Source organism: Paracoccus sp. Ld10, assembly GCF_045064235.1.
GTDB lineage: Bacteria > Pseudomonadota > Alphaproteobacteria > Rhodobacterales > Rhodobacteraceae > Paracoccus.
On sequence record NZ_JBISHD010000027.1, the window covers coordinates 22962 to 41825 of the forward strand.

General features: G+C 67.2%; 19 protein-coding genes. 10 read left to right on the plus strand and 9 right to left on the minus strand.

Annotated features, from left to right (window positions below; translation table 11 throughout):
* Positions 1-3 precede the first annotated feature (3 nt).
* From ACJJVR_RS08345 to ACJJVR_RS08355, 3 genes are all read right to left on the minus strand, one after another.
* Complete coding sequence (locus ACJJVR_RS08345; protein WP_405403732.1) at positions 4-1167, minus strand: ABC transporter substrate-binding protein; 1164 nt, start codon at positions 1165-1167, stop codon at positions 4-6.
* Positions 1168-1334: 167 nt separating this feature from the next.
* A complete protein-coding gene (locus tag ACJJVR_RS08350) occupies positions 1335-2075 on the minus strand; it encodes a MipA/OmpV family protein (RefSeq protein ID WP_405403733.1) in 741 nt (246 codons plus the stop codon).
* A gap of 123 nt (positions 2076-2198) precedes the next feature.
* Entirely contained in the window at positions 2199-4064 is a 1866-nt protein-coding gene (locus ACJJVR_RS08355) for an ABC-F family ATP-binding cassette domain-containing protein (RefSeq protein ID WP_405403735.1), read from the minus strand.
* Between the two features lie 121 nt (positions 4065-4185).
* On the opposite strand from ACJJVR_RS08355, the gene ACJJVR_RS08360 reads away from it, so the two are divergent.
* From ACJJVR_RS08360 to ACJJVR_RS08375, 4 genes are all read left to right on the plus strand, one after another.
* On the plus strand, positions 4186-5403 hold the full coding sequence (locus ACJJVR_RS08360; protein WP_405403737.1) for a GTP-binding protein: 1218 nt from the start codon (positions 4186-4188) through the stop codon (positions 5401-5403).
* Positions 5400-6020, plus strand: coding sequence for a DUF1826 domain-containing protein (locus tag ACJJVR_RS08365; RefSeq protein WP_405403738.1), 621 nt, complete (start codon positions 5400-5402; stop codon positions 6018-6020). The genes ACJJVR_RS08360 and ACJJVR_RS08365 overlap by 4 nt, the downstream gene beginning before the upstream one ends.
* Positions 6014-6283, plus strand: coding sequence for a DUF6525 family protein (locus tag ACJJVR_RS08370; RefSeq protein ID WP_405403740.1), 270 nt, complete (start codon positions 6014-6016; stop codon positions 6281-6283). Before ACJJVR_RS08365 ends, ACJJVR_RS08370 begins: the two co-directional genes overlap by 7 nt.
* A gap of 97 nt (positions 6284-6380) precedes the next feature.
* Positions 6381-7358: a zinc-binding dehydrogenase gene (locus ACJJVR_RS08375; RefSeq protein WP_405403741.1), complete on the plus strand. Its 978-nt coding sequence runs from the start codon at positions 6381-6383 to the stop codon at positions 7356-7358.
* 25 nt (positions 7359-7383) lie between these two features.
* Here ACJJVR_RS08375 and ACJJVR_RS08380 read toward each other — a convergent pair whose 3' ends face one another.
* Both ACJJVR_RS08380 and ACJJVR_RS08385 read right to left on the minus strand, forming a co-directional pair.
* Entirely contained in the window at positions 7384-7740 is a 357-nt protein-coding gene (locus ACJJVR_RS08380; RefSeq protein ID WP_405403743.1) for a YigZ family protein, read from the minus strand.
* Positions 7740-8156, minus strand: coding sequence for a Fur family transcriptional regulator (locus tag ACJJVR_RS08385; protein ID WP_405403745.1), 417 nt, complete (start codon positions 8154-8156; stop codon positions 7740-7742). Before ACJJVR_RS08385 ends, ACJJVR_RS08380 begins: the two co-directional genes overlap by 1 nt.
* A gap of 187 nt (positions 8157-8343) precedes the next feature.
* Between ACJJVR_RS08385 and ACJJVR_RS08390 the strand changes: the two genes are divergently transcribed.
* Complete coding sequence (locus tag ACJJVR_RS08390; protein WP_405403747.1) at positions 8344-9639, plus strand: GH1 family beta-glucosidase; 1296 nt, start codon at positions 8344-8346, stop codon at positions 9637-9639.
* Here ACJJVR_RS08390 and ACJJVR_RS08395 read toward each other — a convergent pair.
* Positions 9636-11237, minus strand: a complete 1602-nt coding sequence (locus ACJJVR_RS08395) for a GMC family oxidoreductase (protein WP_405403749.1) — start codon at positions 11235-11237, stop codon at positions 9636-9638. The two genes, ACJJVR_RS08390 and ACJJVR_RS08395, sit on opposite strands and share 4 nt — an antisense overlap.
* Before the next feature lie 124 nt (positions 11238-11361).
* On the opposite strand from ACJJVR_RS08395, the gene ACJJVR_RS08400 reads away from it, so the two are divergent.
* From ACJJVR_RS08400 to ACJJVR_RS08420, 5 genes are all read left to right on the plus strand, one after another.
* Entirely contained in the window at positions 11362-11526 is a 165-nt protein-coding gene (locus ACJJVR_RS08400; protein WP_405403751.1) for a hypothetical protein, read from the plus strand.
* Positions 11526-12707 (plus strand): vWA domain-containing protein, encoded by a 1182-nt coding sequence (locus ACJJVR_RS08405; protein ID WP_405403752.1) that lies wholly within the window; start codon positions 11526-11528, stop codon positions 12705-12707. The genes ACJJVR_RS08400 and ACJJVR_RS08405 overlap by 1 nt, the downstream gene beginning before the upstream one ends.
* A gap of 71 nt (positions 12708-12778) precedes the next feature.
* On the plus strand, positions 12779-13462 hold the full coding sequence (locus ACJJVR_RS08410) for a M48 family metallopeptidase (RefSeq protein ID WP_405403754.1): 684 nt from the start codon (positions 12779-12781) through the stop codon (positions 13460-13462).
* Between the two features lie 59 nt (positions 13463-13521).
* On the plus strand, positions 13522-14685 hold the full coding sequence (locus ACJJVR_RS08415; RefSeq protein WP_405403756.1) for a hypothetical protein: 1164 nt from the start codon (positions 13522-13524) through the stop codon (positions 14683-14685).
* Positions 14682-16010 (plus strand): cytochrome P450, encoded by a 1329-nt coding sequence (locus ACJJVR_RS08420; RefSeq protein WP_405403758.1) that lies wholly within the window; start codon positions 14682-14684, stop codon positions 16008-16010. Before ACJJVR_RS08415 ends, ACJJVR_RS08420 begins: the two co-directional genes overlap by 4 nt.
* Here ACJJVR_RS08420 and ACJJVR_RS08425 read toward each other — a convergent pair.
* The 3 genes from ACJJVR_RS08425 to ACJJVR_RS08435 are packed head-to-tail and all read right to left on the minus strand — an operon-like array spanning position 16007 to position 18803.
* Positions 16007-17107, minus strand: a complete 1101-nt coding sequence (locus ACJJVR_RS08425) for an ABC transporter ATP-binding protein (protein WP_405404414.1) — start codon at positions 17105-17107, stop codon at positions 16007-16009. The genes ACJJVR_RS08420 and ACJJVR_RS08425 overlap by 4 nt on opposite strands.
* Positions 17108-17121: 14 nt before the next feature.
* Positions 17122-17934, minus strand: a complete 813-nt coding sequence (locus tag ACJJVR_RS08430; RefSeq protein ID WP_405403760.1) for an ABC transporter permease — start codon at positions 17932-17934, stop codon at positions 17122-17124.
* Positions 17931-18803, minus strand: coding sequence for an ABC transporter permease (locus ACJJVR_RS08435; RefSeq protein WP_405403762.1), 873 nt, complete (start codon positions 18801-18803; stop codon positions 17931-17933). Before ACJJVR_RS08435 ends, ACJJVR_RS08430 begins: the two co-directional genes overlap by 4 nt.
* Positions 18804-18864: the final 61 nt, after the last annotated feature.

The following is an 18864-nucleotide window of genomic DNA, read 5'->3' on the forward strand; positions in this document are numbered from 1 at the left end:
GGCTCAGTTCATCTGGCAGTCGGCGGCGTAATTGTCCTGATAGTCGTCAAAGATCTTTTCGACGACCGATGTCGCAAATTTGCCGTCTTCGCGCTGGACGACCTTGGTCAGGTAAAAATCCTGGATCGGAAAGTGGTTGGGACCAAAGCTGAAATCGCCGCGGACCGAGGTAAAGGGCGCATCCGCCAGCGCCGCGATCAGCGCGTCGCGGTCGGTGCCACCTGCCTGACGCAGGGCGCCGTCGATCAGGCGGGCCGTGTCATAGCCCTGCATCGCATAGACGCCGGGCACATGACCGTACTTTTCCTCATACGCCGCGACAAAGGCGGCGTTTTCCGGCGTGTCCAGATCGGGTGCCCAGTTCGACCCGGCAAAGAACCCCAACGCCGCCTCGGCCTGCGCAGGCAGGGTCGCCTCGTCCACGGTAAAGGCCGACAGGAAGGGTATCCCCTCCAGCCCCGCCTGCCGGTACTGGCGCACCAAATTCACACCCATGCCCCCCGGCATGAAGGCGAACACGGCATCGGGCTGCATCGCGGCGATCTGGGCCAGTTCGGCGGAATAGTCCAGCTGACCCATCTGGGTGAAGATTTCCCCCGCGACGCCGCCGGTATAGCTCTTCTGGAACCCCGCCAGCGCATCCTGTCCGGCCTGATAGTTCGGGGCCAGCAGAAAGACGTTCTGGAACCCCTGCGCCTGCGCGTGCGCGCCCATGACCTCGTGCATCTGGTCGTTCTGGTAGGACGTCGCGAAAAAGGCCGGGTTGCACTCGGCCCCGGCCAGGTTCGACGGGCCGGCGTTCGGGCTGATCAGGATGCCGCCGCCTTGGGTCACCGGCTGGACGATGGCGCCGGCGATGTTGGAAAAGATCGGGCCGACCACGATGTCGGCACCGTTGCGTTCAACCAGCTCGCGGGCCTTGTTGGCGGCGACATCGGGTTTCTGTTCGTCGTCCACGACGACGATTTCCGTCCTCATGCCGCCCAGATCGCTGATTTCCTCTGCGGCCAGCAGAAATCCGTCGCGCGCCATCTCTCCCAGAACCGCGCCGGGGCCGGACAGGGTCAGCAGCACGCCCACGGTCAGCGTGTCGTCCTGTGCCATGGCGGGGGCGGCAAAAGCAGTTGTGGCGGCAAGCGCCGCGATCAGCGATCGGGTGTGGGTCATGGTGCGGTCTTTCCCTGTTGGCAGGGACCGCGTTGGCCGCGGCCCGGTTCGGATGCCTTGGCACCAGAACGCAACGGGCCAGCGCAACCTGTCAAGAAATTATGTCAGGCTAAAAAGTCTGGTACGGGAAACGGGCCGCGTCCTGCGCGACCCCGGCCCCACGGTGATCAGAACCCGAACGAGAACCGGCGCGTCACGCCGAGGCGCAGCGAGGGCTGGTATTCTTCCTGCACGACGGGCGAATCGGCGGCGTCGCCGATCAGTTTGCCATAGCGCACTTCGCCCAGAACGGCGGTAGTGTCGTTGATGGCATAGCGCGCCTCGAAGGTCAGTGCCGCCTCGTTCAGGCCACCGCCGACCGTGGACGCGGACAGGCCGCTGGTCACGCTTTCAGCCGCTGTGACGCCGAAATACGTGTCGTTGAAGTCATCGTTGCCATAGACCAGCTCGGCCCCGGACCACAGGGTGACGCGGTCGCTCAGCTCGGTGCGGTATTTTGCGCCGACCTCGCCGGTGATGCCCTCATGACCGTCAAACGCGCGGCGCACGCTGCCATAGGCGGTCACGGGACCCGCGCCATAGCTGACCCGCAGGCCCAGCTCATAGGCGCGGTCGATGTCGTCCAGCCCGGTCAGGCCCGCATCATCACCGCTTTCGCGTGGGCCGACGATGCCAAAGGACGGTGCGATCGAAAAGCCCTGCGCGGGTGCCGTGCCCACCGGACCAAAGCCCGCATTGCGCCAGATGATCCATGGCGAAACCTCGGCATCCTCGGCACCGGGATAAGTCGGCGCAAGCGTCGCGCCCAGTCCCAGATCGACGGAAAAGGTTCGCCCCCCGGTCACCCCGAAATCCTGCGCGTGGGCGGGAACGGCAAAGAAAACGGCAAGGGCCAAGGCATATTTCATGGGGCGATTCCGCGCAAAAAGGGCTTTCGGGATATCTATGGCCGGGCCCTGCAAGGCACAACCACTCCGCGTGTCATCCTGTGGGATGCGCCACATTTTCGCAACAGCGCGATGGTCGCACCGTCAGCCCTTTTCGGCGGCGTCCAGCTTTTCCAGTGCGGCCATCCACAGCTCTTCGGCGAATGCCAGGGCGCGCACGGCCTCGGCCCGCTTCTTGCCCCATTTCTCGGCCTCATAGGGGTCGTTGTACAGGCCCGGATCGGCCAGCTTGACGTCCAGCTTGCCCATCATCTCGGTCAGCTTCTGGACCCGCTCCTCGGACTTGCGCACGTCCGATCGCAGGGCCAGCACCGCATCGCGGCTTGGTTTCTTGGGGGCGGCGGGCTTGGGCGCCTCGGGCGTCTTTTCGCCGGACTTCTCGGCGGGCGCGTCGCCTGACAACAGGAACTTGCGATAGTCGTCCAGATCACCCTCATAGGGGGCGACGGCGCCGTCCTTGACCAGCCACAGCCGATCCGCGACCAGCCCCAGCAGGTGCATGTCGTGGCTGACCAGCACCACCGCGCCGGTATAATCGTTCAGCGCCTCGGACAGGGCCTCGCGGCTCTCGATGTCCAGGTGGTTGGTCGGTTCGTCCAGGATCAGCAGATGCGGCGCATCAATCGTGGCCAGCAACAGCGACAGGCGCGCCTTCTGCCCGCCGGACAGGGCGCGTACCTTGGTCTCGACCTGCGCCTCCATCAGGCCGAACCCGGCCAGACGCGCGCGCTGGCGGGCCTGCATCTCGTTCGGGCGCACGGCGCGGATATGGTCCAGCGGCGTGTCGTCCAGCGACAGCTCATCGACCTGATGCTGGGCGAAATAGCCCACGCGCAGCTTGTTCGACTGCACCACCTTGCCGGCCATCGGCGTCAGGCGCCCGGCCAGCAGCTTCGACAGCGTCGACTTGCCCTGACCGTTGCGGCCCAACAGGGCAATGCGGTCGTCCTGATCGATGCGCAGCCCCAACCGTGACAGCACGGCGCGGTCGCCATAGCCGACATTGACCCCCTCCATCGCGACGATGGGGGGCGACAGCTCCTCGGGTTGGGGAAAGCTGAAGCGAAAGAACTTGGCCTCTTCGGGCGCGGTGATCGGCTCCATCTTGGCCAGCGCCTTGACGCGGGCCCGGGCCTGGCGGGCCTTGCTGGCCTTGGCGCCGAAGCGGTCGACAAAGCTCTGCAGATGCGCGCGGCGTTCGGTCTGTTTCTTGGCCTCGGCGGCCTGCAGTGCGCGCTTTTCGGCGCGGATGCGGGTAAAGCTGTCATAACCGCCGGTATACAGCGTCAGCTTCTTGTCTTCGACATGCAGGATGTGACCGACAGCACGGTTCAGCAATCCGCGGTCGTGGCTGATGATGATGACCGTGTGCGGATAGCGGGCCAGATAGGTCTCCAGCCACAGCGCGCCTTCCAGGTCCAGATAGTTGGTCGGTTCGTCCAGCAGCAGCAGGTCGGGCTGTGCGAACAGCACGCCCGCCAATGCCACGCGCATCCGCCAGCCGCCGCTGAAATCGCTGGTCGGACGCTGCTGGTCGGCGGTGTCAAAGCCCAAGCCGTCCAGGATCGTCGCGGCACGGGCCTCGGCCGACCAGGCGTCGATGTCGGTCAGACGGGTCTGAATGTCTGCGATGCGGTGGGCGTCGGTGGCGGTGGCCGACTCGGCCATCAGGGCGGTGCGCTCCTGATCGGCCTCCAGCACGGTCTCCAGCACGGACAGCGCGGTCGCGGCCGATTCTTGGGCCACGCCGCCAATGCGGGCGCGCGTCGGCAGGCTGATCGCGCCGCCGTCCAGGCCCAGTTCGCCGCGGATCAGCTTGAACAGCGTGGTCTTGCCCGCGCCGTTGGGGCCGACAAGGCCGACCTTGTGCCCCTCGGGCACGGACGCCGAGGCGCCGGCAAACAGCGGGCGACCCTGGATGGAATAGGAGATGTCATCGATATGCAGCATCCGCGCGGCATGGCCCATCGGCGGCGGGGCGTCAATGGGGCGGACAAGGCGTGCTGCAGGATTGTCATCAGTTATGTTATACTATAACTATTATTACCAGACATCGCACTGAGGACCCGCCATGACCCAAGACCCCCGCCTGCCCGTCACCGTCCTGTCCGGATTCCTGGGCGCCGGAAAGACGACCCTGCTGAACGCCGTCCTGAACAATCGCTGTGGCCTGCGCGTCGCCGTCATCGTCAACGACATGTCCGAGGTGAACATCGATGCCGACCTGATCCGGGCCGAGGGCGGCATGTCGCAGACGCAGGAGACGCTGGTCGAAATGTCGAACGGCTGCATCTGCTGCACCCTGCGCGAGGATCTGTTATTGGAGGTGCGCCGCCTGGCCCAGGCCGGGCGGTTCGACTATCTGCTGATCGAATCGACCGGCATCAGCGAACCCCTGCCCGTCGCCACGACCTTTGAATTCGCCGATGAGACCGGCGCCAGCCTGTCGGACGTCGCGCGGCTGGACACGATGGCGACGGTGGTCGATGCGGTGAACCTGACGGCCGATTTCTCCTGCCATGATTTCCTGTCCGACCGCGGCGAGGTCATGGGCGAGGGCGATGCGCGCACCTTGATTGACCTGCTGACCGACCAGATGGAGTTCGCCGATGTGATCGTGCTGAACAAATGCACCGACGCCGGCCCCGCCCGTGTCGACGCCGCGCGCAAGATCATCCGCGCCCTGAACGCCGATGCCCGCATCATCGAAACCGATCACAGCCGCGTCGGGCCGCGCGACATCCTGGACACCGGCCTGTTCGATTTCGACCGCGCCCACACCCACCCGACCTGGGCCAAAGAGCTGTACGGCCACGCCGACCACACCCCCGAAACCGAGGAATACGGCATCGCCAGTTTCGTCTATCGCGCCCGCCACCCGTTCGAGCCGCGCAAGATCCACGAACTGCTGAACGGCCCCCTGCCCGGCGTGATCCGCGCCAAGGGGCATTTCTGGGTCGCCACGCGCCCCGATTGGGTGGCCGAATTTTCACTGGCCGGGGCGCTGTCCTCGGTTCGGCCGCTTGGTCAATGGTGGGCCTCTCTTCCGCGCGACCGCTGGCCCACGCACCCCGAGGGCCGCGCCTATCTGGACGCGCATTGGTCCGAACCCTTTGGCGACCGGCGGCAGGAACTGGTGTTCATCGGCACCGGCATGGACGAGGACCGCATCCGCGCCCGTCTGGATGCCTGCCTGCTGGGCGAGGAATGGGGTGACAACCCGGCGGGCTGGACCGCCCTGCCCGACCCCTTTCCGGCATGGCGCCGCGCCGCAGAGGTCGCGGCATGAACGAACGTGTCGCCCTGCACCCGGCCACGGCGATGAACAGCGGCCACGACGCCCGCGTGCTGGGGGCCATCGCCCTGCCCGGCGTCGCGGTCGCGCTGTGGCAGCGGACCCCCGACGCGGCGTGGCAGGAGTGGCTGGACGCGCTGTCGCCCGACCGCCTGCCGCGCCTGCGCCAGACCCTGCGTCCACAGGATGCGGCGGCGGCCCTGCATGCGGCCTGCGACGCGGCGGGCATGGCCGATTGCGACCGTCGCCGCGCGCTGGTCGACCAGATCACCGAGCTGACACATCACGCGGCGCGGCACATGGGCGCGTTGCTGGTGACCCTGCGGGTCGAGGTCACGAACGGGCAGTCCTGTCCGAAATGGCACCTGGATGCCGTGCGTGCACGGCTGCTGTGCACGCTGCGCGGGGCGGGGACGCAATTCGGGCCGACCAACGGACCGGCCCAGGTCGCCCGCGTCCAGCAGATGCCCACCGGTGCCGCGGCCCTGTTTCGCGGCCGCAACTGGGGGGCCGAACCGACCGGCATCCTGCACCGGTCGCCGCCCGCCATTCCGGGTCAGACGCGGCTGTTGGTGGTGGTCGATCCGGTAGACGAGGCCGCGTCATGCTGATGCGCCGATGTGCCAATCTGGGCCAGACCGCACAGCGCCAGCGGCGGCGCACACGCGACCCGATGGCCGCCTATGACGCGCTGCCGGCGCCGCTGCGCGCGTGGCTGGCGCGTGCCGCCCTGCCGTGGTCGCCCCTGTCCTGCCTGCGCATCTGGCACAGGCAGCGGGCGCGGGGTGCCACGATCGACCAGATCCTGACCGCGCTGGACCGGGCCGAGGCCCGGGCGCTGATACGCGAAGGGTCCGCCGACCGCGCCGCCTGACGCCGAGTCACCCTGACCAAGTTGGCGTCCCGGCACTGGCAACGGCGGCGGGCAGTGCCTAGGTCCTGTCCAACGAACACGACCGAAAGGATATTTCATGCGCAGCGTCACCCATGACCGCTTTGGCGAACCCGCCAGCGTCCTGCAATCGACCGAGACCGACCGTCCCACCCCGCAGGACGGAGAATTGCTGGTCCGCATCGTCCTGTCGCCCATCCACAATCACGACCTGTGGACCATCCGCGGCAATTACGGCGTCCGCCCCGACCTGCCCGCCATCGCCGGCAGCGAGGCCGTGGGCATCGTCGAGCAAACCGGTCCCGGCGTCGACCCCGCCCTCAAGGGCCGTCGCGTCGCCGTCGCGGGCGTCAAGGGTTCGTGGGCGGAATACACCATCGCGCAGGCCGCGGGCGCCATTCCCGTCCCCGACGACATGCCCGACGCGGCCGCCGCCCAGCTGATCTCCATGCCCTTCAGCGCGATCACGCTTATGGAGTTCCTGCACGTGTCGCGCGGTGACTGGGTGATCCAGACCGCCGCCAATGGCGCGGTGGGCAAGATCATGGCGGTGCTGGCCCAATCGCGCGGCGTGCGTCTGTTGAACCTGGTCCGCCGTCCCGAGGCCGTCGAGGAGCTGACCGCGATCGGCATGACCGACGTCATCTCGACCAGCGATCCTGAATGGGTGGCCAAGGCCCGCGCGATCGTGGGCAAAGACGGTGCCCGCGCAGCGGTCGATTCGGTGGGCGGCGCGGTCGCCGCCGGGCTGGTCGACCTGCTGGGAACCGAGGGCCTGCTGGTCACCTTTGGGTCAACCACCGGAGAGGACCTGCAGCTGCCCGCCGGGCCGATCATCTTCAAGCACCTGTCCGTCAAGGGCTTCTGGGGTGCCAAGGTCATGCCCGCCACCCCGGCCGAGGATCGCCAACGTATGTTCGGCGAACTGATCGGGCTGGTGATGGAGGGCAAGCTGGACCTGACCGCCGGTGGCACCTTCGGGCTGGACGAACCAACCCAGGCCGTCACGGCCGCCCTGACGCCGGGCCGCACCGGCAAGGTGATGTTCCGGCCCTGATCACGTGGGTTGACCCGGTACCGGGTCAGCCCGCCCCCGTCGCGCGCAGGTAATGGCGCACCGCATCGGCCACGTGCCGGAACCGGTCCCCGCCCAGATGCTTGCCACCGTACCAGCGCGTGACGATGACCACGTGATCGTGCAGGCCGGCGCGTTCCAGCATCTGCAGGATCAGCTGGCCCGCACCGCTTTCGCCATCGTCGTCCTTGACCCCCTCGCCGCCCAGGATGGCGGCCCAGCTGTGGTGGGTGGCCTTTTGGAACCGCTTGGAGCGCGTCAGCTCCGCCAGCATCGCGGCCACGGCGGCGCGGTCCGCCGCAGGCCCGCCCGATACCGCATAGCGCGACCCGCGATCGCTGATGATCTTGTCAAAGACCTGCATCAGCGGCGGCGCACATACAGCTCCAGCCGGTGATGGACGATGTCATAGCCCATTCTGGCGGCGATTTCCGCCTGCAGGCGCTCTATCTGGTCATTGGTAAACTCGACCACTTCGCCGCTGTCGACGTCGATCATGTGGTCGTGGTGGCGCTGATCGGCGGCCTCCCACCGGGCCGGCTCACCCTGGAATTCGCGTTTTTCGATAACGCCCTGCGCCTGCAGCGTCGTCAGCGTGCGATAGACGGTGGCCAGCGACACCCCCGCCCCGACGGTTACCGCGCGCGCGTGCAGTTCGGCCGCATCGGGGTGATCCTCGGCGGCGGCGATGATGCGCAACAGGGCCGCCCGCTGGCGCGTGACGCGCACGCCAGCGTCCCGCAGGGCCTGTTCCAAATTCTCTGAACGGTCGTCTTTCATGACGGATAATCTGCCACGGCAGCCAGCCAGTTGCAACTGGCTCGCATCGCACGGACCGGCATTACCACAGGCACTTCATGCTGCGTCCGACCCCTGCGCCGATCCACAGCCGGTCGCCGCGCGCCTGACCCCTTTTCCGACCGGCGCGGACATGCCAATCTTGGTCGCGCCACCAAGAGGATCCCGCATGCTGCCGCCCCGCACCGACTTTCCCGCAGGCTTTGCCTTTGGCGCCGCCACCTCGGCCTATCAGATCGAGGGCACGGCGGGCGCGGGCCTGACGCATTGGGACACGTTTGCCGCGACGCCCGGCAATATCATGGACGACAGCAACGGCAGCCGCGCCTGCGATCACCTGACGCTGTGGCCGCAGGACCTGGACCTGGTCCGCGATGCGGGGTTCGATGCCTATCGCTTTTCAACGTCCTGGGCGCGGGTGATGCCGGACGGGGTGACGGTGAACCCCGAGGGGCTGGATTTCTATGACAGGCTGGTCGACGGAATGCTGGAGCGCGGACTGAAGCCATTCCTGACCTATCACCACTGGGACCTGCCCGCGGCACTGGCGGCGCAGGGCGGCTGGCAGAACCGCGACGTGGCACAGCATTTCGCGAACCTGTGCACCACGATCAACGCCTGCATCGGCGACCGCGTGGCATCGGCCGCCACCCTGAACGAGCCGTGGTGCATCGCCTGGCTGTCGCATTTCATCGGGGCCCACGCCCCCGGCCTGCGCGACATCCGCGCCGCCAGCCGCGCCATGCACCACGTCCTGCTGGCCCATGGCACCGCGATGCAGGCGCTGCGCGCGGATGGCGCATCGAACCTGGGGATCGTCCTGAATTTCGAGACCAGCCATACAGCCGACGCCACCCCCGAGGCCGAACAGGCGGCCGAGACGCACGACGCGATCTATAACCAGTGGTTCATTCGGGCGCTGATGGGTCAGGGCTATCCCGACGCTGCGCTGGCGGGAATCGGGCCACATCTGCCGGACCGTTGGCAGGACGACATGGACCTGATCGCGCAGCCGCTGGATTGGCTGGGCGTCAATTACTACACCCGCCGGCAGTATACCGGCAATAACGGCCTGTGGCCCCACGCCTCCGAGGCCCCCGGCCCCCTGCCCAAGACCCAGATGGACTGGGAGATCCGCCCCGAGGGCCTGACAGAGTTCCTGACCCGGCTGGCCCGCGACCATACCGGCAACCTGCCCCTGTATGTCACCGAAAACGGCATGGCCTCCGAGGTGCCTGCCGACGATCAGGCACGCATCAGTTTCATCGGCGACCACCTGCGCGCGACCAAGGCCGCGATGGATCAGGGCGTGGACGTGCGCGGGTTTTTCTACTGGTCGCTGCTGGACAATTACGAATGGGGCTGGGGCTATGGCCCGCGCTTTGGTCTGGTCCATGTCGATTATGAAACGATGGTGCGAACCCCCAAGGCCAGCTGGCACGCGTTCCGCGCGATGCTGACCTAGGCCGCGCCCAGGATCATTGCGGCCGCCTTGTCCGCGATCATCGTGACCGGCGCATGGGTGTTGCCCGACACGATGGCGGGCATCACCCCCGCATCGGCGATGCGCAGCCCCGACACCCCGTGCACGCGCAGTTGCGCGTCGACCACCGCCATCGGGTCCGACCCCATCCGGGTCGTGCCGACGGGGTGAAAGATCGTGGTGCCCACGTCCCCCGCCGCCTGCGCCAGATCGGCGTCGCTTTGCAGATGGGCGCCGGGCTTATGCTCCTGGGGCGTGAATTCTGCCATGCGGGCGGTGGCCATCAGGCGGCGCGCGTGGCGCAGGCTGTCGATCGCCACGTGCCGGTCGCCTTCGGTGGTCAGATAACGCGGCGCGATGGCGGGGGCGGCGCGGGGATCGGGCGCGGTGATGTGGACGGACCCGGTGCTTTCGGGCCGCAGGTTGCAGACCGACACGGTCAGCCCGGAAAAATCGTCCAGCGGGTCGCCGAACGTGCCCAGGGACAGCGGCTGCACGTGATATTCGATGTTGGGCGTGTCGAACGCATCCGACGATTTCGCGAATATTCCCAACTGGCTTGGTGCCATCGCCATCGGCCCGGTCCGGCGCAGCGCATATTCCAGCGCGATGCCCGCGCGGCCCCACAGGCTGCGCGCGCGGTCGTTCAGCGTCCGCGCGCCGGTGATGCGGAACACCGTGCGCAGCTGCAGGTGGTCCTGCAGGTTCTCTCCGACACCCGGCAGGGCATGGACCGGCGCGATGCCTAGGGCCGCCAAACGTTCCGGCTGACCGATGCCCGACAGCTCCAGCAGCGCGGGCGAATTGATCGCCCCGGCCGCCAGGATCACCTCGCCCCGGGCGCGGGCCAAACGGCGGTGGCCATGCTGGTCGAACAGCACGCCCGTGACGCGGCGACCGTCCATCTGCAGGCGCATGACCTGTGCATCGGTTTCGATCCGCAGGTTGGGGCGGCCACGGACGGGGTTCAGGAACGCCTTGCGCGCGTTCCAGCGGATGCCCTTGCGCTGTGTCACCGGGAAATAGCCGACGCCCAGATTGTCGCCCCGGTTGAAGTCCGGATTCGCGGGCAGGCCCAGCTCCTGTGCGGCCTGGGCCACCGCGTCCAGAACCGGCCAGTGCAGACGCTGCTGTTCGACCCGCAATTCGCCCTGATCGCCATGGATGTCGCAGGCCGGTTCGTAATGGCGTTCCGTCGCGCGGAAATGCGGCAGCACGTCGGACCATGACCAGCCCGCGTTGCCCATCTGCCGCCAGCGGTCGTAATCGGCCGCCTGCCCGCGCATATAGATCATGCCGTTGATCGACGAACACCCGCCCAGCACCCGCCCCCGCGGATAGTTCAGGCGGCGACCGTTCAGCCCCGGTTCCGGTTCGGTCCGATAGCACCAGTCCAGCGTCGGGTTGCCCATCGCGTACAGATATCCGACCGGCACATGCACCCACAGGCGATTGTCATGCCCCCCCGCCTCCAGCAGCAGGACCCGGTTCGCCGGATTGGCCGACAGACGGTTCGCCAGAACGCACCCCCCCGACCCTGCGCCCACGATGATATAGTCGTAATCCCCGAAATCCTGCATGCCGTTCCTCCGTCCCCGGGGCAAAGGCTAGTGGGACCGCCGTGCGGGGACAAGCGGTCGCGGTTGCGGGCGGTGCCGGGGCGGGGTATCTGCTGGGGCCTTGGGTGCCATGGGAAGGACCATCATGATCGTCATCGCAGCCCTTATCATCGGGGCCATCCTGGGCTGGCGCCGCGCCGGCCAACTGGGCGGCACCCGCGCGGACCGGGTTCAGTACGCCGCGGCCTTCGGGATCGGCCTGGCCATGATCGGCGTGCTGGCCACGATCATCCTGCACCGGATGGCGTGATGTTCCTGCCCTTTCTGGACAGTCTGCGCAGGCACGGGGTTCCCGTGTCGCTGCGGGAATGGCTGGATCTGATGGAGGGCATGGGCGCGGGTCTGTACGGCATGACGGTCGAGGGGTTCCACGGTCTGGCGCGGCTGGTGCTGGTCAAGGACGAACGCCATATCGACCGGTTCGACCGCGCGTTTTCGGAAACGTTTTCCGGGTTGGAACAGGTCGATGTCGGCGATCTGCTGGACCCCCGGGCCCTGCCCGAAGGGTGGCTGGAAAAGCTGGCCGAAAAGCTGCTGTCCGACGACGAAAAGGCCCAGGTTCAGGGCCTTGGCAGCCTGCAGGTGCTGATGGACACGCTGCGCAAGCGGCTGGCCGAACAGCAGGGTCGCCATCAGGGCGGCAGCAAATGGGTCGGCACGGCGGGCACATCGCCCTTTGGCGCCTATGGCTACAACCCCGAGGGTGTGCGGATCGGACAGGACGGCAGCCGCCACAGGCGGGCCGTCAAGGTCTGGGACAAGCGCGAGTTCCGCGATTTCGACGACAGCGCCGAACTGGGCACCCGCAACATCAAGGTCGCGCTGAAGCGCCTGCGCCAATGGGCGCGACATGGCGCTGCGGACGAACTGGACCTGCCCGGTACGATCCGTGCGACCGCCGATCACGGCTATATCGACGTGCAGACCCGGCCCGAACGCCGCAACGCGGTCAAGGTCCTGCTGTTTCTGGATGTCGGCGGCAGCATGGACGACCACATCCGCGTGGTGGACGAACTGTTCAGCGCCGCACGCGCCGAATTCAAGCACATGCAGCATTTCTATTTCCACAACTGCCTCTACGAAGGGGTGTGGACCGACAATCACCGCCGGTGGGACGCGCAGACGCCCACATGGGACGTGCTGCACCGCTATGGCCGCGACTATAAATGCATCGTGGTGGGCGATGCGTCCATGTCGCCCTATGAAATTGCGGTGCCGGGCGGGGCCAACGAACATTGGAACCCCGAATCCGGGCAGGTCTGGTTGCAACGGCTGGCCGGGGCCTGGCCCGACCATGTCTGGCTGAACCCGGTCCCCGAGGGGCATTGGGGCCATACCCAGTCCATCGGCATGGTCCGCGACGTCTTTGCCGACCGGATGCTGCCCCTGACATTGGACGGGCTGACCCGCGCCATGCGGCTGCTGGGCTGAACGCCGGCTGCGACGATGCGGACCGCGCCACGGCACTGGCATCGCGGGTCGGGTGCGACCATATTGGGACGATGATGCGTTATTTGCCCTTTATCCTGCTGGCGCTGTATCTGGTCGCGATGTGGTTCTTTTCCGCATGGCGCCTGCGGCAGGAGCTGAACCAGAAGGCCACGCCCCTGACCCATCCGCGTCTGGTGCCGATGCTGGACCGGCTGGGCCGCGCGATGGACCTGCCCCCGATCCGCGCGCATGTCTATGAGATCGACCCCGTGAACGGCCTTGCCGCCCCGGACGGACGCATCTTTCTGACGCGGGGTTTCCTGCGCAAGCTGGATGCGGACGAGGTCACCCCCGAGGAACTGGCCAGCGTCATCGCGCATGAGCTGGGCCATGTCAGCCTGGGCCATTCGCGCCGCCGGATGATCGATTTCGCGGGCCAGAACGCGATCCGCATGGCGTTGGCCGGGGTGCTGGGGCGGTTCCTGCCCGGCATCGGCACCTGGATCGCCAACATGATCGCCACCGCCGTCGCCGCCCGTCTGTCGCGCCAGGACGAGTTCGAGGCCGACCGTTTCGCCAGCGCGCTGATGATCAAGGCGGGCCTTGGCACCGCGCCCCAGAAATCGCTGTTTCTCAAGCTGGACCGCCTGACGGGCAGCGGCGGTGCCGGTGCGCCCGCATGGTTCCTGTCCCACCCCCCCGCGGCCCGCCGCATCGCCGCGATCGAGGCGCACGAAGCCCGCTGGCGCGACTGACCGGGTCTTGCCGCCGCGGCATTTCCACCTAATGTGGTGCGCGACAGTCAAGGGCCCCCATGACCGCACCATTCCGCCGCCACGTCCTGTACCTGCCGGGTTTCGACCCCATCCCGCCACGCCGCTATCGCGAGCTGTATCGGCGCGAGGCGGCCGACCAGTCCCGCATCTCCGGCCACCGCCTGCGCATCACCAAGGCGCAGGCGCAGGGCTTTGCCTGGGCCGTCCATGGCAGGGTCGAGGGTCGCGACACCACCACCGTGATCGAGGTCGCATTGTGGTCCGACATCGTTCAGGCCTCCATGCAACAGGGCATCGTGGGGACGTTTGCACAGCTGGCGCGCACGTCCTGGACCTATATCGCGACGGGCACCCTGTCGCGGCTGATGCGGCTGCGGCGCGGGCCTGTCATCGCGGCGCTGTACCCCATCGCAGTGCTGCTGGCACAACTGGCGCTGGCGTTGCTGACCGGGGCGCTGGCGGCGTGGGTGGTCGGCGGCTGGCCGGGCCTGCCCGTCGGGCTGGCGGTGGTCTGGGGCGTACTGGTGCTGGGGCGGCGGCTGGATCACCGGCTGTTCGCCTATTATCTGATGCATGATTACGCCTTTACGGCGCGGCATCGCGGTGCCTATCCCCCCGCGCTGGAGGATCGGCTGGACCAGTTCCGCGCCCGCCTGAACGCCATCCTGGACGACGGCCCCGACGAGGTTCTGGTCGTCGGCCATTCCTCGGGCGCCTATCTGGCGGTGTCGCTGCTGGCGGACCTGCTGCGCGACCGGCCCGACCCCGGCCCGGCGCTGTCGCTGCTGACGCTTGGGCATGTGGTGCCGATGGCGGCGTTCCTGCCCGATGCAGGGCGGCTGCGCGACGATCTGGACTGGCTGTCGCGCAGCGACGGGCTGTTCTGGCTGGACGTGACCGCGCCGGGGGACGCCTGCTGTTTCGCGCTGTGCGATCCGGTGGCGGTCTGCGGGGCGGGCGGACCGGACCAGCGGTGGCCGTTGGTGATTTCGGCGGCCTTCACGCACACCCTGTCACCCGAACGGCTGGCGACGCTCAAGAACCGCTGGTTCAAGCTGCACTTTCAGTACCTGTGCGCGTTCGACCGGCCCGGCGATTACGATTATTTCGCCATCACCGCCGGGCCGCAGACGCTGGCGCAGCGGTTCGCAGGGCGCAAGCCGTCGCCGGGGCGGATCACCCGTCCGGTGGGCGCACGGTGACGCCCCGCCCGCAAGGCGCACAGGGGCGTGGTACGCTGCGCGGGCTGATCCGCGGGTTTCGACGCGACCTGCTGGGCGCACTGCCGGAACGGCTGTACGGCGCGTGGATGGCCGAATTCCGCAACCCGCTGATCCACAGCTTTTTCTGCAACGATCCCGCGCTGATCCGGCTGATCCTGCAGGATCGCCCCGGCGATTTCCCGAAATCGAACCGCATGCGCGAGGGGTTGGCCCCGCTGCTGGGCAACGGGGTCTTTATTTCCAACGGCGCGGAGTGGGCGCGACAGCGGCGCATCATCGACCCCGCGTTCGAGGGCGGTCGCCTGCGCGACAGCTTTCCCGCCGTGTTGGACGCCGCGCGCGCCGCCAGCCTGCGTCTGGAACCCGGTGTGCAGGACATTGAACCCCACGCCGCCCATGCCGCGGCCGACGTGATCTTTCGCACGTTGTTCTCCCTGCCCGTCGAACATCGCATCGCGTCCGACGTGTTCGCGGCGTTCCGCGACCATCAGGCAGCGCAACCGCTGGTCAACCTGGCCGCCCTGTTGCCCCTGCCCGTATGGATGCCGCGACCCCATTCGCGCCGCACGCGTGCCACAGCCGGGCGTATCCGCGGGCTGATCGGGGGTCTGGTCCATGACCGCGCACGCGCCATCGCGGCGGGAACCGCGCCCGACGATCTGGCCACCCGGATCATGACCACCCCCGACCCCGACACCGGCACGCTGTTTTCCGAAGCCGAGATGATCGATCAGGTCGCCGTGATGTTTCTGGCGGGCCATGAGACCAGTGCATCGGTCCTGGGCTGGGCGCTGTGGCTGTTGGCCGCGCACCCCGACTGGCAGGACCGCGTCGCCGCAGAAGCCGCAACCCTGGACGATTTCGCCAGCATCAGCGGCTTGCGCATCACCCGCGCCGTGTTCCGCGAGGCGCTGCGCCTTTACCCCGCCGTCGCGATGTTCGTCCGCGAGGCCACGGCCCCCGAGACGTTTCGCGAGCGTCCCGTGCCGCGCGGCTCGCAGTTGGTGATCTCTCCGTGGCACCTGCACCGGCATAACCGGCTCTGGGACCGGCCCGACGATTTCGACCCCGCCCGGTGGGACACGCCCGAAGGCAAAACCAGCGCCCGCGCGGCCTTTCTGCCGTTTTCGGCCGGACCGCGCGCCTGCCCCGGCGCGGGGCTGGCGATGGTCGAGGGGGTGGTGATGTTGGCCGCCATCACCGCACGCTGGCGGCTGCAGGTGACCGACCGCCAGCCGATGCCCATGGCCCGGCTGACGATCCGGGCGCGCGACGGCATCTGGGTCAGCCTGACGCCGCGCTAACGGAACAGCATCAGCGATCCGGGTGACCATGCCAGGCGGGTGCGGGTGCCGACCTCCTGCACGTCGCGGCCGAACACGTTGCGCATGGAAATGCGGACCGTGCGCGGCTTGCCGTCGCCACGCGCCACGCCGTCCAGGCGCAGATCGTAATAGGTCATGTCGCCGTAATAGACGACCTCGTCGATGGTGGCGTTGGTTTCGCGCGGCTGCGTATGGGTCGCGCCCGCGCCGACCAGCGTCATGGTTTCGGGACGGAACCCGATCACCACGCCCTCGTCGTCGGGGTTGGCGCGGCTGACCTGGCGTTCGGGCAGATCGACCTGGCCCAGACCCGCGACATCGACCGTGACCGTGCCGCCGGCCTCGGACAGGATCGTGGCGGGCAGGAAATTCATCACGCCGATGAAATCCGCGACGCGGCGCGTGGCCGGGCGGGCGTACAGCGCCTCGGGGCCGTCCAGTTGAGCGATCTCTCCGTCGAACATGACGGCAATGCGGTCGGACATGACCAACGCCTCTTCCTGGTCATGGGTGACCAGGACAAAGGTGATGCCGACCTGACGCTGCAGCTTGATCAGTTCGACCTGCATCTGTTCGCGCATCTTGCGGTCCAGCGCAGACAACGGCTCGTCCAGCAGCAGGACCTTGGGTTTCAGGATCAGCGCGCGGGCCAGGGCCACCCGCTGTCGCTGGCCGCCCGACAGGGCGTGGGCGGACCGCGCGCCGTATCCCCGCAGGCCGACCATCGCCAGCGCCTCGTCGACAGCGGCGGCCTTGTCAGCCTTGCTGCGCGGATCGCGGCGCAGGCCAAAGGCCACGTTCTCCGCCACCGTCAGGTGGGGAAAGATGGCATAGGACTGAAACACCATGTTGGTGGGCCGCTTGTTCGCGGGCACATCCTCCATGCGCTTTTCGGCGATCAGGATCGCACCGTCGCCGATATCCTCGAACCCGGCGATGGTGCGCAACAGCGTGGTCTTGCCACAGCCGGACGGGCCCAGCAGGGAAAAGAACTCTCCGGCCCGGATGGTCAGGTCGATCCCGCGCAGGGCGTGATAGTCGCCGTAATACTTGTGGACGCCCTGACATTGGATCATCGGCTTGGCTTCGGTCACATCAACCCTCCGGTGGGCTTGCCGCCGATGCGGGCATTGCCCCGGCGGCGGAAATATTCGCCGATCGCCAGCAGAACGATCGACAGGATCACCAGCACCGTACCCAACGCCATGATGACGGGAATGGCGCGCGGAAAGCGCAGCTGGCTGAAGATATAGGTGGGCAGCGTGGGTTCGTTCCCCGCCAGAAAGAACGCCAGGATGAATTCGTCCAGGCTGATGGTGAAACTGATCAACAGCGCGCTGATGATGCCGGGCATGACCAGCGGCAGCGTGACCAACCGGAACGCGCCCCATTTGCTTTCGCCCAGGTCATAGGCTGCCTCCTCGAGGCTCCGGTCCAGTGACGAAAATGCCGTGGTCAGCACCGCGATGGCATAGGGCATGCACATCAGCGTGTGCCCGGCGATGACTGTCATCAGCGACAGCTGAACCCCCATGCCCAGCAGCACGACCAACAGCGACATGGCCACGATGATTTCGGGCAGAACCATGGGCAGCATGATGAAGCCCATCATCCCGCCCTTGCCCGGAAACGTGAACCGGGTCGAGGCCCGCGCCGCAAAGACGCCGAAACAGGTGGCAAGGACAGACGACGCCACCGCCACCGTCAGCGAATTGGTCAGCGCACGCCGCAGCGTCGCGTCGCCCCACATCTGGCGGAACCAGTCGGTCGTCACCCCCTGCAGCGGAAAGGCGATGATCGTGCCCGAATTAAACGCGAACATCGGCAACAGGATGATCGGCGCATAGAGAAACAGCAGATAGAGGATGGCATAGGCCTGCAGGCCGCGTCCCTGTCGGTTCATTGGCGCACCTTGAGGAAACGGCGGTTGAGGAACAGGAACACCAGGCTGACCACCGCCACGATGGCCATCGCCGTCACCGCCAGCGCCGACCCCAGGGGCCGGTTGTCCAGCGCCAGCATCTGGACCTGGATCAGGTTGGCGATCATCGGGATCTTGCCGCCGCCGATTACCTCGGGGGTGACATAGTCGCCGATGGTCGGGATGAACACGATCAGCACCGCCGCGATGACGCCCGGCATCGCCAGCGGCAGCGTGACCCGCCAAAAGGTCATCAGCCGGCTCTCGCCCAGATCGCGCCCCGCCTCCAGCAGAGAGCGGTCGATCTTTTCCAGCGCCACAAAGATCGGCAGGATCGCAAAGGGCGCATAGGCATGCGCCAGCGTCAGCACGATCGCATTGGTGTTGTACAGGATGAAGGTCAGCGGTTCGTCGATGATGCCCAGCCCGGTCAGGGACGAATTGATGACGCCGTTATATCCCAGGATCACCTTCCACAGAAACACCCGGATCAGATAGCTGGTCCAGAAGGGAATCGTGATCAGGAACAGCCACATGGCCTTTTTTTCGGGCCGCACGCAGAAACTGACGTAATAGGCGACCGGAAAGGCCGTCACAACGGTCGCCAGCGTGACCACCGCCGCCACCACCAGCGACCGCAGCATCACGGTGCGCACGATCGGGTCGGTCAGCACCTGTGCATAGTTCGTCAGCGTGACATCACGCACGATCTCAAGATACCCGTCGGTCAGGAAACTGTAGGCAAGGATGGTCAGCAATGGCGCGGCCAGGATCACCAACGCATACAGGAACGGCGGTGCGATCAGCGACAACCCGGCCCGAGCCTCGTCGTCGAACTTGGCCTTTGCCATGGCGATCCCCTTTCGTCCGCCCCGCCGGGCTTTTCGCAATTGCTGTCACAGGCCGCGCGCA

Coding starts and splice junctions, on each gene's coding strand:
- ACJJVR_RS08345 (WP_405403732.1), bottom strand. CDS start 1,167: ATGACCCACACCCGATCGCTGATCGCGGCGCTTGCCGCCACAACTGCT.
- ACJJVR_RS08350 (WP_405403733.1), bottom strand. CDS start 2,075: ATGAAATATGCCTTGGCCCTTGCCGTTTTCTTTGCCGTTCCCGCCCAC.
- ACJJVR_RS08355 (WP_405403735.1), bottom strand. CDS start 4,064: ATGCTGCATATCGATGACATCTCCTATTCCATCCAGGGTCGCCCGCTG.
- ACJJVR_RS08360 (WP_405403737.1), top strand. CDS start 4,186: ATGACCCAAGACCCCCGCCTGCCCGTCACCGTCCTGTCCGGATTCCTG.
- ACJJVR_RS08365 (WP_405403738.1), top strand. CDS start 5,400: ATGAACGAACGTGTCGCCCTGCACCCGGCCACGGCGATGAACAGCGGC.
- ACJJVR_RS08370 (WP_405403740.1), top strand. CDS start 6,014: ATGCTGATGCGCCGATGTGCCAATCTGGGCCAGACCGCACAGCGCCAG.
- ACJJVR_RS08375 (WP_405403741.1), top strand. CDS start 6,381: ATGCGCAGCGTCACCCATGACCGCTTTGGCGAACCCGCCAGCGTCCTG.
- ACJJVR_RS08380 (WP_405403743.1), bottom strand. CDS start 7,740: ATGCAGGTCTTTGACAAGATCATCAGCGATCGCGGGTCGCGCTATGCG.
- ACJJVR_RS08385 (WP_405403745.1), bottom strand. CDS start 8,156: ATGAAAGACGACCGTTCAGAGAATTTGGAACAGGCCCTGCGGGACGCT.
- ACJJVR_RS08390 (WP_405403747.1), top strand. CDS start 8,344: ATGCTGCCGCCCCGCACCGACTTTCCCGCAGGCTTTGCCTTTGGCGCC.
- ACJJVR_RS08395 (WP_405403749.1), bottom strand. CDS start 11,237: ATGCAGGATTTCGGGGATTACGACTATATCATCGTGGGCGCAGGGTCG.
- ACJJVR_RS08400 (WP_405403751.1), top strand. CDS start 11,362: ATGATCGTCATCGCAGCCCTTATCATCGGGGCCATCCTGGGCTGGCGC.
- ACJJVR_RS08405 (WP_405403752.1), top strand. CDS start 11,526: ATGTTCCTGCCCTTTCTGGACAGTCTGCGCAGGCACGGGGTTCCCGTG.
- ACJJVR_RS08410 (WP_405403754.1), top strand. CDS start 12,779: ATGATGCGTTATTTGCCCTTTATCCTGCTGGCGCTGTATCTGGTCGCG.
- ACJJVR_RS08415 (WP_405403756.1), top strand. CDS start 13,522: ATGACCGCACCATTCCGCCGCCACGTCCTGTACCTGCCGGGTTTCGAC.
- ACJJVR_RS08425 (WP_405404414.1), bottom strand. CDS start 17,107: ATGATCCAATGTCAGGGCGTCCACAAGTATTACGGCGACTATCACGCC.
- ACJJVR_RS08430 (WP_405403760.1), bottom strand. CDS start 17,934: ATGAACCGACAGGGACGCGGCCTGCAGGCCTATGCCATCCTCTATCTG.
- ACJJVR_RS08435 (WP_405403762.1), bottom strand. CDS start 18,803: ATGGCAAAGGCCAAGTTCGACGACGAGGCTCGGGCCGGGTTGTCGCTG.